Here is a 12,815-nt window from a genome sequence, read left to right as displayed (position 1 = left end):
GAACCCATCGGAAACGTTCCACCAGCAGAACGAGAAAGGACGTATTATCGTCAATTGGAGGAGTCGGGTGAAGCTGCCTGACTCAAACAAACCGGTCTCCGGAATAACCGGGGCGGTTCAATACTACTTATATTTATCCTCTTGTCTTCAATTAGCGAGGTCTTTGCGCAGGTGCAATTGCAGCATCCTGACCAATTTTACACAAACGGCGATAAAACCGATGGCTGGACCCGTGATTCAGAAAAAAGACTCAGGTCGACGTTTTGGTTCGCGAAGAACCCAGAAAATAGCCTTGAGTACCAACAACAAATTGTGATTGTTTATGATGACGCCCCAGATAAAGCGTACTACTTCGATTCGACTACCAAGAAATTCATTGGTCGATTTGATTTGGCATCCGAACAATATTCGCTCCTCCGCCCAGAATATCGTCGGGGGCGAATCGAGGAAATCGATGAGTCGTGGTTCCCCCCGCCAAGCAATTTACCGACTATTGGCGAAATGTTTGAGCCTCCCCCTGTGTGTGTGCAAGAACATTTTCTCTGCTTGATTGAGACTGACAACGAAATTAACCCAGCTACAGACGTACGGCCAAGTTCAATAAAAATGATGATGCCGCCACCCACTGCGAAGTTCCCGCGGCTTCATGAAAGCTCCTGGGATACGAGTTATACAACTGACGATGGCAGTCATGTTCGAGCACGTGTGGATTTTAAAGGCAGTAGAGGTGCTTACCGGTTGGCTGGCAGTGAAGCCGTTGGAGATCTTTTCAATATACAGTACAGCAGTGGGCAAGACGCGATTTCCATCACAGGGCAGTGGTCGCTCAGTAATAATGGTGGCTATTTTTTATTTAGCGTTCCAAAGGATAACATGGATGTTTTCTGGGGAGAGTGGGGCTTTGTGCGTCATAGTATTTATGGCACTTGGAGTGGTATACGCAGACCACGGTAAGGTCAGCCCCCGTTATCTAAATACTATAAGGAAGCATTTTATGTTGCCTCAGACATACTCCTCTCCTGCCCACCATTAGGCTAATTATTGCAAAGGAAGCTAACCATGTTTTTTTCTAAACGCGCCACTTTCAGGGCGCTCATTCTTATGTCTGCATTGTTCCCACCCGCGCTGCTCGCTCAGGATGCTCACATCGGTAGCGTGCGAACCGAGTTCAAGCTGCTTGGCCCGAACAATACGATCGAAGTGGAGCGCTTCGATGATCCGAAAGTGCAGGGCATCTCCTGCTATCTTTCCTACTCTCAAATTGGTGGGATCTCGGGCGCGGTAGGGCTTGCTGAGGAGGCGAGTGAAGCTAGCGTAGCGTGTCGGCAGACGGGGGAGATTGTGTTTGACCCCGCTGAGGTAGATGAGCAAGAAGTAATTTTTACACAGCGGCGCTCGGCACTGTTCAAAAATATGCGCGTTGTCCGGATGCACGATACCGAAACGCAGACTTTTGTGTACCTCACCTACAGCACCAAACTGGTAGATGGCTCGCCTAAAAATGCGATTACGGCCGTCCACTATGGTGGGTTAGGAGGCGGCCAGTAATTGACTCGTGTGTGCTTAGCGAGGGTTGCCGAGTGTTTGTGTCCAGTAGATTGAATAGCGCGATTCTGAATCTTTGGCTTTCGCCATGCCCATCTCGGTAAAGGCGTCATTCATGATGTTGCGGCAATGGCCGGGACTCTCTAGCCAGCCTTCCACTGCTGCGGACACCGAGGTATGGCCAGCGGCGATATTTTCACCCACGGCTTGCCATGCGTAATTCTGATTATTGACGCGTTGCTCAATTCCCGCGCCATCCGGGCCTGTATGGCTAAAGTAGTCATTCTCGGCCATGTCCTGGGAGTGGCTCTTGGCCGCTGCTTCCAGCTTGCAGCTCCAAACTAACGATCCCACGGCCTCAAACCGTTGATCGCCGCATTGCCGCTGCTGGCTGCGCGCCTCGTTAATCAGCGTGAGCATTTCCCGCTCTTGATCGGTGAGTTCACACTGATCTTGCACGCTGGCCTTATCGCTCTGGGATTCGTCAGTTGCCCATGCGCTATTTGAGCCCATGAGCATGACAAGCATTAGGCTGAAAAGCGCCCCGGCAGTAGGGCGCTTCTTGGTAAGGAGGTTAGCCACCGAATTTTTCATTCTCGCCTAGGTCTGGAGTGGCGTCCTTTTTGAGATTAGCTTTGGCGATCTCATAGAGCTGAAAGGTTTTACTCTCTTTGGCTTTCCAGTGCTCACCCATCTGGACTTTAACTTCAAGCAGTGCGACGTCTGGATCATCCTTGCCTTCAGGAAACCAAGCGCCGACGAAAGGGTTCCAGTATTTTTCGATCAGATCACGGTTATCGATCAGGTTGGCTTTGCCCGAAAGCGAAACGTACACGCCATCTTCCTGATCAGAAAAACTGAGACAAACATCATGATCACTCTTGGTTTCAAACACTTTTTCAGCACTGCGGCGAGTAAAGAACCACAGGGTGCCATCATACTCTTCCTGCACTAAGTGCATCGGCCGAGCTCGCGGCATATCGTGATCCAGCGTAACGAGCATGCCAACTTTAATGTCTTTGATCATCTTCCAGATCTTTTGCTTATGTTCAGGGCTGGACATAGCTTCACTCTCCTTATGAATTAAGTATTGCGAATAGCCATCGACAATGCTTGTACGTCGATGTTGCTAGCTACAGCCTAGCTACCATTGTCGACATCAGCAAACGCCAAATAGTGCAGGTAAGGTGGTTACTAATGCCGTGCAGGATTAAAGTGGATGGCTACACGCTTTAATGTTGATAGCAGGAGGCTGCCATGTGGTTGGGTACCGGACGCTATTGCCACTTGCCGGATGGCCGGGTCGAGAACCAGTGGCGGCTATACCGTATGGAGCGGCTCGACAACGACTAGGGCTTTATTGAAAAGCGCGGAGCACCCCATCCAAGGCACGTTTTGGGCGTAGATGGATAGCACGGCGTCCGAAAGGACGCCTTGTTTCTAATGCTTGCGATCTTACATAAATGCATATAAGTTGTAAGAAATGAAAACCGAACGCGCTTTCAAATACCGCTTTTACCCCACGCCCGAGCAGGCAACCTTGCTGGCACGGACGTTTGGATGCGTGCGGTTTGTCTGGAACGCGGTGCTGCGCTATCGCACCGATGCGTTCTATCAGCGTCAGGAAAAGATCGGCTACAATGACGCTAGCGCATTTCTAACGCAGTTGAAAAAGCAGCCTGACACCGCGTTCCTGGCCGACGTCAGTTCGGTGCCGTTGCAGCAATGCCTGCGGCATCAGCAAATGGCGTTCAAACACTTCTTTGCCAAGCGGGCTCGCTATCCGAGCTTTAAATCCAAAAAGCATCGCCAATCCGCCACCTTTGCTAGTTCGGCATTTTCGTACCGTGACGGACAGATCACGCTGGCCAAGTGCAGCGAACCGCTGAACATTCGCTGGAGCCGCGATCTACCTTCTACCCCTAGCACCGTTACGGTATCCAAAGACGCGGCTGGTCGCTACTTCGTTAGCTGTCTGTGCAAAGTGGAGGCCGACACCCTGCCGATCACGCCGAAGATGGTGGGCATTGATCTTGGGCTGAAAGATTTATTCGTCACCAGTGACGGAAAGCGCGTTAATAATCCGCGTCATACGGCGCGCTATGCCCGCAAGCTGGCGCGGGCGCAGCGGCAATTGAGCCGCAAGCAAAAAGGCTCCAACAACCGCGCCAAGGCGCGGCTAAAGGTTGCTAAATGCCACGCTAAAATTGCCGGTAGTCGGCTTGACCACCTCCATAAACTCACCCGCCAGATCGTCAACGAGAACCAAGTGATCGCGGCGGAGAGTTTGCAGGTTAAGAATATGGTCAAAAACCGACATCTATCCAAAGCCATAAGCGATGTTGGCTGGGGCGAGCTGGTGCGCCAGCTTGACTATAAAGCGGCCTGGGCGGGACGGCAGTTCGTCCAAATCGACCGCTGGTACCCCAGCAGCAAACGCTGTTATGGCTGTGGCTTTGTGATGGCCTCACTACCACTGAATGTCCGCACCTGGGACTGCCCAGACTGCGGCACCCAAGGCATTGATCGTGACCTCAATGCCGCCCGCAATATTCTACAAGCAGGCACCGCGTTGTTAGCCGGTGCCGAGAGTTGAAGTAAATACCGAAGGGCATTCGGGAATTTACGCCTGTGGAGTTTGTGTCAGACCGGCAATGCCAAGGTATTGAAGGCGGCGAACACCGAAGCAGGAACCAGGAAGGTAACAACTTGGGAATCCGCCACTATCATCTCTGATTTAGTGGTCGGAGGATGTCAATGAACGCTTTCCATGACTGATATCGAGCACGAATATGCGTCTTAGTTATACAGGCCCACTACCGGAAATGGTGGGCTTTTTATTGTTGCCCCAGTATTCGATGATGGCATTCTTTGCGGCGGTAGAGCCGCTGCGGATCGCTAATCGCATTGCCAACCGTCCGCTGTTCGATTGGACCTTGATCAGCGCTGATGGTGGGCCGGTGACGGCATCTAACGGTATGACGCTGATGGCGGATCAAGCAACGGCGGATGTCCATCACTTGCCTTCGCTGGCGGTATGCAGCGGGTTTACGCCGGAAGCCCATCTCACTCGACCATTAATGGCCTGGCTTCATCAGTTGGATCAAGCGGGCTGCTGCTTGGGCGGTATTGATACCGGGGCATTTTTGCTCGCGGCCACTGGGTTGCTAAAACACGAGCGGGTGGCGCTGCACTGGGAGAGTTTGCCTGCATTTCGTGAACGCTTTCCGGGTATTGAGACCACGGATGAGCTGTATGAGCTGGGGGAGCGGCGCTTCTCCTGTGCGGGTGGGGCGGCGGCCATGGATATGGCCCTTGAGGTGATCGCGCGCCGGCATGGCGCGAAGCTGGCCATCGATGTGTCTGAGCAACTGATTCATGACCGAATTCGCACTCGCAGCGACCAGCAGCGCATGGCGCTGGTGAAACGCCTTGGCACCCACAACCGGCGCGTGGTTGAGGCGGTGGCGCTGATGGAGCAGAACCTTGAAGAGCCGCTTTCCCTTGAAGAGGTCGCGAGCCGTTTAGAAGTGTCAGTTCGCCAACTTCAGCGCTTATTCGAGCAGGAGCTAAACGTTACCCCGCGGCAGTGGTACTTGCAGCTGCGCATCAAGCGCGCCCGGCGACTGTTAGCGGAAACAGATCTTGCCGTGCTGGCGGTGGGATTAGCCTGCGGGTTTAACTCGTCATCTAGCTTTGCGCGTTCATTTCGTATGTATTACGGCTATTCGCCGCGGCAAGTACGCGAGGAAAACGTTTAAGGCCTAGTGTTCGTCGTGTTATGTCTGGTAAGCGTCGCCTAGTGCCTAGTAGTGGTAAGGCAGCCGCGCATACTAACTAAACCCATCTAATAAGAGGTTTAGCCATATGTCTGTCACTACTAATTCTGGCACTACTCTCTGCCACTACCAAGTCATTGTCGCTGAAAGCGGGGTTTCTACTCTCTGCGTTCGTTGCCACGCCTGCTATGGCAGAGCTCGATGAGCTGCGTTTTGGGGTGCCGCCGTGGCCGGGGGTGACGGTTAAGTCTGAAGTGGCTGCCCAGCTGGTTGAAGTGATGGGCTATGAGACGCGCCAGCAAGATCTGGCCGTGAGCGTCATTCTGGAAGGCCTGTCGAGCAACGACCTGGAAATCTATCTGGGCGGCTGGTACCCGGTACAGACTGATATGGTCGAGCCGCTGGTAGCGGATGGCAAAGTCGAGAAGGTGGTTTCCAATATCAGCGGGGCCAATTCCGGGCTGGTGGTTCCCCAGTATGTCTACGATGCCGGCGTGACCACGGTGGCTGAATTAGCAGCGCATCGCGATCAGTTCGACGGTGAGATCCAGGGGATAGAAGCGGGCACCGGGATCAATGAGGCCATTCTCAACGCCATCGATAACGACCTGGCAGGTCTGGGGGATTGGCAGCTTCGTGAAAGCTCGACCTCGGCCATGCTTGCCCAGGCGGAGCAAAAAATGGCTGACGAGGAATGGGTCACGTTTGTCGGCTGGGAACCTCACTGGATGAACGTGAGCTTTGATTTAGCCTATTTAGCCGACAGCGATGATGCGGGCGTGGCATCCATTGAAAGCACCGTGTGGACTATTACCCCGGCAAGCCTTGCCGATGAGGCACCACAGGTGCACCGCTTCCTGTCGCAATACGTGGTGGCGATCGAGGACCAGAACGAGTGGGTGCACGAGTACAGCTACGAAGAGCGCCCGGCGGATGAAGTGGCGAACGAGTGGATTGGTAACAACCTGGATACCGTTGCCGAATGGTTAGACGGTGTTGAAACCCGCGATGGCAAATCCGCTATTGAGCAAGTGCGGGCCCAGTTTGATTCTTAATAGCTCGGCTCTTAATAGCTCGACGCTTAAAAGCACGTTTTTTACGAACTGAACGACGAAACGGCGCCTTAATGATTAAGGCGCCGTTTTAGTGTGTGGCAAAAGTCCTGCCAAGCGGCACTCATGTCGGGTAGCTGAGTGTGGGCGTGAAGCGCGCCATGTACCATCTGCGGCGCACAGCGGTAGCCAATGGACGCCCCCGCTTGCTGCCAGAGCACCACCGCCGTTTCGACAGGCCGCGTTAACGGGTCGTGCTCCACGGTGAGCACTTCGATGCTGCTCGCAGGAGGGCTACAATCCCGCTGGGTGGCGATAATCTCAGGGCACTGTTGACGAATACTGAGCACATCGCTGCGTGACAGTAGTGGTGCTTCCTCCCCAAGGCAGCTAGTTGAAAGTTCGCCGACCGGTGGGTAGATCAATCCGAGCGGCGGTGCTTCATTAAGCTGATGGGCAAGGTCGATAGCCAGTCGTCCGCCCGCGCTGTCACCCACCAGCGCAACAGGATGAATCGCTTCTAACACCGCTTGGCAGTCTGCCAACATGGCGGGGTAAGCCACCTCTGGCGCCAGCCGATAGTTAACGCTCACCACTTCACGCTCAAGGGTTTGTGCCAAGCTGGCGGCGAGGCCGTGGTGGCTCTCCGCTGAGCCGATCGTAAAACCGCCGCCATGGATAAACAGCACGCAGCCTGGCGTTCGCCGTTGGGGGATAAAGCGGCGCACGCTAACACCCTCACAAATGCTATTGTCGATCCGCATTCCTGCCGGGTCGGGTGGGGCGACGGTGCGACAAAGCTTATCGTAGGCACGCCGCGATTGAGGCAAGGGTAGTTCCTCCATCATGGCCAGCCCTGCGCTAAAGCGTTGAATAAAGGCGTCTACGTTCATCTTTGATGTCACCCTCAGCGTCGAATACCGATGGTGCGGCCAGCAAGCTCCGGCCAGGCATCGCTCTCTGCCCGCGGCAGTGCCGCCACATGATTTGCGACCGTTTCGGGAAACGGGCTTGGTCGCCCGGAAGCTTGCTTCATGCCCATCAGCATCTGTTCGCTGGTTGCCAGCAGGTTGCCTTCGTCATCGAACATGGCGAAAAATACGTGCAGGCGTTTTGCATCGCTATCGAGCAGCGTTAGGTCAATATTGAGCGGCTGACCTTGGTGCGCCTCGCGGCGATAGCAGAGGTGGGTTTCCAGCGTATAGATCGTGTAGCCATAGTGCTCACGGCCTGCTTCGTCTAAGCCTATCTGGTCAATCAGTGCTTCGCAGGCCTGGGAAAAGACGCGGGCGTACTCCGCGTCGTTCATGTGCCCGTTGTAGTCGACCCACTCGGGGGCGACGTGGGTTTCATGGATGATCATTAAATGCGTCCCTTTAGACCTTCGGCTTCCGGCCAGTATTTTTGCACTACTTCCAGCAGCTCGACTAAAAAGTCATCCCGGCGCCGGTCCAGCGTGGCCACTGAACGCCCCGCGGCCTGGTGCTCACAGCCTTCGACCACTTTGTCGATGAGTTCGTCGGTGAGTTCGGGGGCTTCCAGCTTGGTCCAGGGTAGTTTTAATGCGGGGCCAAACTGCTCCAGCATATGACGCATGCCAGGCTCGCCGCCCGCCAAGTGGAAGGTTAAAAAGGTGCCCATCAATGGCCAGCGGAGCCCGCAGCCGTAAACCACCGCCGCGTCGATCTCTTCGGTGGTGGCCACGCCATCGTTGACCAGGTGCAAGGCTTCACGCCACAGCGCTTCCATCAAGCGGTCGGCGATATGGCCCTCTATTTCACGGCGCACCACCAACGGCCGCATGGCGAGCGACTGATACAACTCTTGGGCGCTGGCGATTTGGGCGGGCTGGGTGGCCTCACCGCCAACAAGCTCTACCAATGGCAGCAAATACACCGGGTTGAAGGGGTGAGCGACGATCACCCGCCCAGGTGCTTGCTGGCACTGCTGCTGCAGGTCGGTGGGTTTGAAGCCGGAAGTCGACGAGCCAATGATGACGTCCGGTGCGGCGGCAGCATCGATAGCGGCTAAAATTTCTTGCTTTAGCGGTAGGCGCTCGGGCACGTTCTCCTGAATCAGGTCCGCGCCGTTCACAGCCTCTTCAATCGTGGTCGCAAAGGTTAACCAATCAGGGCTAGCACCGGGCGCAAGGCCAAGCTGGGTTAACGAAGCCCAGGCATTGTCGATAAACGATTGGGTGCGCGCTGGCGCGTTGGGATCCGGGTCGAAGGCGACGACGTCCCACCCTTGAGCGAGGGCGCGGGCAATCCAACCGTTGCCAATCACGCCAGTACCAATCACGGCTAAGCGGCTCATACAGCATCTCCTGACGGGTTACGTAACTTCAGATGTGCCCGGGTTTCTGCAGGTGTCATTACTCGGGCGCCGAGGTTTTCAATGATGGTTGACGCTTTCTCGACCAGTTGGCCGTTGTTAGCCAACACGCCTTTTTCTAAAAACAGGTTATCTTCCAACCCGACCCTTGCGTGGCCACCCAGCAGCACGGCTTGGGCGACCATGGGCATTTGATGGCGACCAATGCCAAAAGCGGCCCAGTTAGCGTTGGTAGGTAATTTGTTACGCATGGCCAGCATGGTTTCGGTGTCCGCTTCGGCGCCCCAAGGAATACCCAGGCAGAGCTGGTAGAGCGGGTCGCCATCGATCAATCCCTCTTGCTGAAGCTGGCGAGCAAACCAGACGTGGCCCAGATCAAAGCACTCCAGCTCCGGTTTAACACCTGCGGCTTGAACGAGGCGGGCGTGCTCGCGCAGCCAGTCAGCGGGGTTGACGTAGACCATGTCGCCAAAGTTGAGGCTGCCGCAATCCAGCGTGCACAGCTCGGGGAGCAGCTCGCCGACCGGGGCGTGACGTTCGGCGGGCGTTTGGATATCGGTGCCAGGGCCACCGCGTGTTGGGTCTGTGGCATCGGGGATCCAGTCGCCGCCGCCGCCCGCGGTGATGTTCATGACGATATCCACATCGGCCTCGCGAACGCGCTCCATTACTTCGCGGAACTGCTCAGAAGAGTGGCTGATGCCGCCGGTCTCTGGGTCGCGAACATGGATATGCGCGATGCTGGCCCCGGCGCGAGCAGCTTCAATGCAGGAGGCCGCGATGGCCTTGGGTGTCACGGGAACGCTGGGGTTTTTGGCGGTAGTATCCCCTGCGCCGGTAACGGCACAGGTGAGAATGACATTGCGGTTCATGGCGTGCTCTCTAGTCAGCAGTTTATTCGCTTACTAGTGTGTCGCGGTGTGCAGACATTGGTTGTCATAAAGCGACATTCGCTATACACAGGGTGCGGTTTTTGATCTCCATTGGTGAATTGACTCCTCCTCACTCCCCACAATGGGGATTGCTCAATTCGCAATGTGCTGATTAGAAACTTGGTTCACGGTAAATATTGACCGCCATGGTTGCCGATCTAAACTAAATAAGCGCGTGCAATGTAAATAAAAATTACAAACAACTTAAGGAAGGAGAGCTTGCCATGTCCCCCAAAACCACTCTGCGACCGCTATGTGCAGCCATCGCCTCTGCGGTTATCGTCGGCTTCCCAGCGGTCACGACTGCCAATGAGCCTGAACTCAGCCAGACTGAGGTGTTAACCGGTCTTGAAAATCCTTGGGATATGGCCTTTCTGCCCGATGGGACGATGTTTTACACCGAACGCTGTCGTGGGCTTTCGGTACGGCTCCCCGATGGTGAGGTAGAGCATCTGCTAGGCATGGAAGGCACGGAGGAGTACGCCACCACTGCCGATGATCTTGTTTGCGAAGGTCAGGCCGGGATGAACGGTGTGGCCATCGACCCCGATTTTGACGAAAACCGCACGGTCTACGTTTACTCTGCCTCCAACATGTCTGAGCCACGCACTAACCGTGTGCTGCGCATGACAGTCAACAGTGAGTTTACTGAGGTATCGGATCGCACCGACATTGTCGAGGATATTCCGTACAAGCCCGCCGCCACCGACCACCCGTTCGGCGATGCTGGCGCACACAATGGCGGACGTATCCGCTTCAGCCCGGAGGATGGCTACCTGTATGTGACCACTGGCGATAACCATAACAGTGAGATACCGCAGTCACCGAAGCTTCTTGGTGGCAAGGTGCTGCGTATCGACCGGGATGGTAAGGCTGCCGAGGGTAATGAACCGCCTGAGGGCTTCGATCCTCGCATCTATACTTATGGGCACCGCAACGTACAGGGCATTACCTTCCACCCAACTACTGGACAACCGATTGTGACGGAACACGGCCCCTGGCATTCGGATGAGATCAATGCGCTAGTTAATGGTGGTAATAGTGGCTGGGATCCGAAACCCAACATGGCGGGCCGTGGCGACTGCCCGGACGATTATTGCGGTTATGAGCCCAATCAGACCGAGGGGATGGATCCAAAAGAGCGTGCGGCCTATATGCCGGTGACCGACACCGAAACCTACCCTGACGCTATGCAGCCCGCTTGGCAGAACGATGGGCTTTCTCAAGGTATCTCGTCTGCCGAGTTTCTTGTCGGCGAGCAGTGGGGCGATTGGGACGGCCGTTTGGTTGTCGGTTTTATGGGCATCGGTTTCGGCGGTACGCCGGTGGGGCAGCGTATTAACCTGATTGATATCGCGGAGGATGGTCTTTCGGTAAATGACGTTGCCGAAATGCCGGTGCCTATGGGAGCGGCTCGCTTCCGTTCGGTGGTACTGGGCCCGGAGGGTGATCTTTATACAGCGGTTGATGAAGGCAGCATTTACCGCATCACTCCGGAATAAGCTAATGGCAGCCGCACTGGCATAGCTCCTGGCATAGCTCAGTGCGGCTGCGCGCTCACCCACACCAACTCATGCTTTTTGATCAAGACCACTCTACTGGGAAAAGGTCACTATGAAGGTATCGCTGTTTTTCATTATTACGATGGCGCTGGCGATGGGGTCGACAAGTGGTCAGGCGGCAGATAAGTCCGCCGGAGAAGCGCTATTTGCCGACGCATGTGCCCAATGTCACGGCCCAAAAGGGAAGGGAATGGCTAGCTTTCCTTCACTTAGCGGGCGGGATGCGGAGTATATTACTTCCCGCCTTGAAACGTACCGAGCTGGTGAAAAGGTGGGATCAAACTCTTTCTTGATGATCCCCAATGCTACCGATTTATCGGATGATGATATTGCTAATCTAGCTGCTTTTATCACAGAGAGCGCCGAGTGACATGGCTGTTTAAAAGAGCCGCATTAATTACGCCACTTGCTTATTGCTTATTAATACCCGGTCATTTCCAGATGTCCGTCGCCAAGCGGCCCGCCGCTGGCGCGGTCACTGATCTCCACTTCGCCCTCCCAGTACGGCACGCTGGTACTCATCCAGCGGTTGGCGTGGGGCGCTTCGACGTTGATATCGACACCTGCTGATGGCACTTCCAGCCGCCAGCGGGTGGGGATTTCTCGCCCGGCGACAGTCGACGTTGCCAGCGGGGTCATGATGATGTCGGTATTTGCTAATGGAGTGGGTTCACCTTGCGGAGTAATCCAGGTGCCCGAGCGGTAGTCAGCGCCTTGCTCTTGATCAGTGTTGTCACCACCGCCCCGTAGTTGAAACGCCATCAGCTTGTGACCGTCGTTAAAATGCAGCGATAGCCAATCCCAACCTGACTGTCGAGCATCGAGTAGCTGGCTGCTCCATTCGCGATCGAGCCAGCCACGACCACTGACGGCTTGGGTCTCGCCATTGAGGGTTACATCGCCTTCAATTCTCCAGAAGGGCTGGCTGTAGTACATAGAGCCCTGGCCATTGGTGGCTTTCTGGCTGAACCCTTGTTCCCCATGCAAAACCAGTGGCCCTTGGGCGGTAAGCGTTAACGTATAGCCAAAGCGCGACTCGCCTTCGCCGCTGTAGGCGGTGAGCGTTAAGGGGCTGAAATCGCTGCTGCCGGCCTCTTCGCTTGCTTTAAGCTGCCAATCATCTAACCAGGCATGGAAGGGGCTGGAGATGATGCCTGCTTGGCTATCCTGGGGAACGCTCAGGTCGGCCTGAGAGTGGCTGCGCCCGAAACGCTCGGCCACTTCGTGTTGTTCTCCTTGGGAGATCGCCATATGGGCCATCCAGAGTTGGTCAGCCGCCCAGGGTGTAGGAGCAGGGCGCTCGCTCGGCGGCGTTAACGCTTGACGAAAAAGTGTCCACTGCAGGCCAAGTGGCTCGCCAGAGGCATCTTCTAAGTTGGCAGTTAAGTACCACCACTCGATGCGGTAATCCGGGTGTGCAGCGTGATCAGTTGGGAATGTAAGCAACTGGTTTGGCTCGGCATGTTGAAAGCCATCAGCCTCCTGGCCCAGCCCGGCAAAGCCTGTGTCAGCAGGCGACGTTGATTCTTCTGAACTGCAGCCGTGAAGCATCAGCGTCGCGGTGAACGCAAGTAGAAGACGGAAGTTTTGCAGTCGACTTAAACTCATTGA

At 55.4% G+C, this 12,815-nt stretch carries 15 protein-coding genes; 8 read left to right on the top strand and 7 right to left on the bottom strand.

The genetic code is table 11. The features are described 5' to 3' along the window. The first annotated feature begins 177 nt into the window (after positions 1-177). Complete coding sequence (locus tag V8L71_RS01620) at positions 178-954, top strand: hypothetical protein (RefSeq protein WP_336273026.1); 777 nt, start codon at positions 178-180, stop codon at positions 952-954. A gap of 105 nt (positions 955-1,059) precedes the next feature. Further along, complete coding sequence (locus tag V8L71_RS01615) at positions 1,060-1,548, top strand: CreA family protein (protein ID WP_101146555.1); 489 nt, start codon at positions 1,060-1,062, stop codon at positions 1,546-1,548. 15 nt (positions 1,549-1,563) lie between these two features. On the opposite strand, the gene V8L71_RS01610 is transcribed toward V8L71_RS01615, so the two are convergent. Further along, on the bottom strand, positions 1,564-2,127 hold the full coding sequence (locus V8L71_RS01610; RefSeq protein ID WP_332870634.1) for a CAP domain-containing protein: 564 nt from the start codon (positions 2,125-2,127) through the stop codon (positions 1,564-1,566). After that, positions 2,120-2,608, bottom strand: a complete 489-nt coding sequence (locus V8L71_RS01605) for a pyridoxamine 5'-phosphate oxidase family protein (RefSeq protein WP_101146553.1) — start codon at positions 2,606-2,608, stop codon at positions 2,120-2,122. The genes V8L71_RS01610 and V8L71_RS01605 overlap by 8 nt, the downstream gene beginning before the upstream one ends. 194 nt (positions 2,609-2,802) lie before the next feature. On the opposite strand from V8L71_RS01605, the gene V8L71_RS01600 reads away from it, so the two are divergent. The 4 genes from V8L71_RS01600 (at position 2,803) to V8L71_RS01585 (ending at position 6,379) form a co-directional block, all read left to right on the top strand. Beyond that, complete coding sequence (locus tag V8L71_RS01600; RefSeq protein WP_232774878.1) at positions 2,803-2,898, top strand: DUF333 domain-containing protein; 96 nt, start codon at positions 2,803-2,805, stop codon at positions 2,896-2,898. Positions 2,899-3,028: 130 nt separating this feature from the next. Further along, positions 3,029-4,141, top strand: coding sequence for an RNA-guided endonuclease InsQ/TnpB family protein (locus tag V8L71_RS01595; RefSeq protein ID WP_101146552.1), 1,113 nt, complete (start codon positions 3,029-3,031; stop codon positions 4,139-4,141). 196 nt (positions 4,142-4,337) lie between these two features. Further along, a complete protein-coding gene (locus V8L71_RS01590) occupies positions 4,338-5,306 on the top strand; it encodes a GlxA family transcriptional regulator (RefSeq protein ID WP_336273025.1) in 969 nt (322 codons plus the stop codon). A 206-nt stretch (positions 5,307-5,512) separates the two neighbouring features. After that, a complete protein-coding gene (locus tag V8L71_RS01585) occupies positions 5,513-6,379 on the top strand; it encodes an ABC transporter substrate-binding protein (RefSeq protein WP_336273024.1) in 867 nt (288 codons plus the stop codon). Positions 6,380-6,447: 68 nt separating this feature from the next. Here the strand turns inward: V8L71_RS01585 and V8L71_RS01580 are convergent, their stop codons facing one another. Genes V8L71_RS01580 through V8L71_RS01565 form a run of 4 tightly spaced genes read right to left on the bottom strand, consistent with a single transcriptional unit; the run spans position 6,448 to position 9,582 of the window. After that, positions 6,448-7,269: an alpha/beta hydrolase fold domain-containing protein gene (locus V8L71_RS01580; RefSeq protein WP_101146549.1), complete on the bottom strand. Its 822-nt coding sequence runs from the start codon at positions 7,267-7,269 to the stop codon at positions 6,448-6,450. Between the two features lie 14 nt (positions 7,270-7,283). Then, complete coding sequence (locus V8L71_RS01575) at positions 7,284-7,739, bottom strand: thioesterase family protein (protein WP_336273023.1); 456 nt, start codon at positions 7,737-7,739, stop codon at positions 7,284-7,286. Then, complete coding sequence (locus tag V8L71_RS01570) at positions 7,739-8,692, bottom strand: L-carnitine dehydrogenase (protein WP_336273022.1); 954 nt, start codon at positions 8,690-8,692, stop codon at positions 7,739-7,741. The genes V8L71_RS01575 and V8L71_RS01570 overlap by 1 nt, the downstream gene beginning before the upstream one ends. Next, entirely contained in the window at positions 8,689-9,582 is an 894-nt protein-coding gene (locus V8L71_RS01565; RefSeq protein ID WP_336273021.1) for a beta-keto acid cleavage family enzyme, read from the bottom strand. Before V8L71_RS01565 ends, V8L71_RS01570 begins: the two co-directional genes overlap by 4 nt. Before the next feature lie 284 nt (positions 9,583-9,866). Between V8L71_RS01565 and V8L71_RS01560 the strand changes: the two genes are divergently transcribed. Then, complete coding sequence (locus V8L71_RS01560) at positions 9,867-11,144, top strand: PQQ-dependent sugar dehydrogenase (RefSeq protein ID WP_336273020.1); 1,278 nt, start codon at positions 9,867-9,869, stop codon at positions 11,142-11,144. Positions 11,145-11,256: 112 nt separating this feature from the next. Continuing rightward, the gene (locus V8L71_RS01555; RefSeq protein ID WP_336273019.1) at positions 11,257-11,574 is read left to right on the top strand and encodes a c-type cytochrome; all 318 of its coding nucleotides are present in this window, start codon (positions 11,257-11,259) and stop codon (positions 11,572-11,574) included. Positions 11,575-11,624: 50 nt separating this feature from the next. On the opposite strand, the gene V8L71_RS01550 is transcribed toward V8L71_RS01555, so the two are convergent. Then, entirely contained in the window at positions 11,625-12,812 is a 1,188-nt protein-coding gene (locus V8L71_RS01550; protein ID WP_336273018.1) for a lipocalin-like domain-containing protein, read from the bottom strand. Positions 12,813-12,815: the final 3 nt, after the last annotated feature.

This window comes from Vreelandella indica, assembly GCF_037070225.1.
Taxonomy (GTDB): domain Bacteria; phylum Pseudomonadota; class Gammaproteobacteria; order Pseudomonadales; family Halomonadaceae; genus Vreelandella; species Vreelandella arctica.
This window is presented reverse-complemented; position numbering and strand designations above follow the sequence as displayed.

Excerpts from the sequence above, each read along its gene's own strand:
- V8L71_RS01580 (WP_101146549.1), bottom strand. The coding sequence starts at position 7,269 with ATGAACGTAGACGCCTTTATTCAACGCTTTAGCGCAGGGCTGGCCATG.
- V8L71_RS01555 (WP_336273019.1), top strand. The coding sequence starts at position 11,257 with ATGAAGGTATCGCTGTTTTTCATTATTACGATGGCGCTGGCGATGGGG.
- V8L71_RS01570 (WP_336273022.1), bottom strand. The coding sequence starts at position 8,692 with ATGAGCCGCTTAGCCGTGATTGGTACTGGCGTGATTGGCAACGGTTGG.
- V8L71_RS01575 (WP_336273023.1), bottom strand. The coding sequence starts at position 7,739 with ATGATCATCCATGAAACCCACGTCGCCCCCGAGTGGGTCGACTACAAC.
- V8L71_RS01595 (WP_101146552.1), top strand. The coding sequence starts at position 3,029 with ATGAAAACCGAACGCGCTTTCAAATACCGCTTTTACCCCACGCCCGAG.
- V8L71_RS01605 (WP_101146553.1), bottom strand. The coding sequence starts at position 2,608 with ATGTCCAGCCCTGAACATAAGCAAAAGATCTGGAAGATGATCAAAGAC.
- V8L71_RS01550 (WP_336273018.1), bottom strand. The coding sequence starts at position 12,812 with ATGAGTTTAAGTCGACTGCAAAACTTCCGTCTTCTACTTGCGTTCACC.
- V8L71_RS01585 (WP_336273024.1), top strand. The coding sequence starts at position 5,513 with ATGGCAGAGCTCGATGAGCTGCGTTTTGGGGTGCCGCCGTGGCCGGGG.
- V8L71_RS01615 (WP_101146555.1), top strand. The coding sequence starts at position 1,060 with ATGTTTTTTTCTAAACGCGCCACTTTCAGGGCGCTCATTCTTATGTCT.
- V8L71_RS01565 (WP_336273021.1), bottom strand. The coding sequence starts at position 9,582 with ATGAACCGCAATGTCATTCTCACCTGTGCCGTTACCGGCGCAGGGGAT.
- V8L71_RS01560 (WP_336273020.1), top strand. The coding sequence starts at position 9,867 with ATGTCCCCCAAAACCACTCTGCGACCGCTATGTGCAGCCATCGCCTCT.
- V8L71_RS01600 (WP_232774878.1), top strand. The coding sequence starts at position 2,803 with ATGTGGTTGGGTACCGGACGCTATTGCCACTTGCCGGATGGCCGGGTC.
- V8L71_RS01590 (WP_336273025.1), top strand. The coding sequence starts at position 4,338 with ATGCGTCTTAGTTATACAGGCCCACTACCGGAAATGGTGGGCTTTTTA.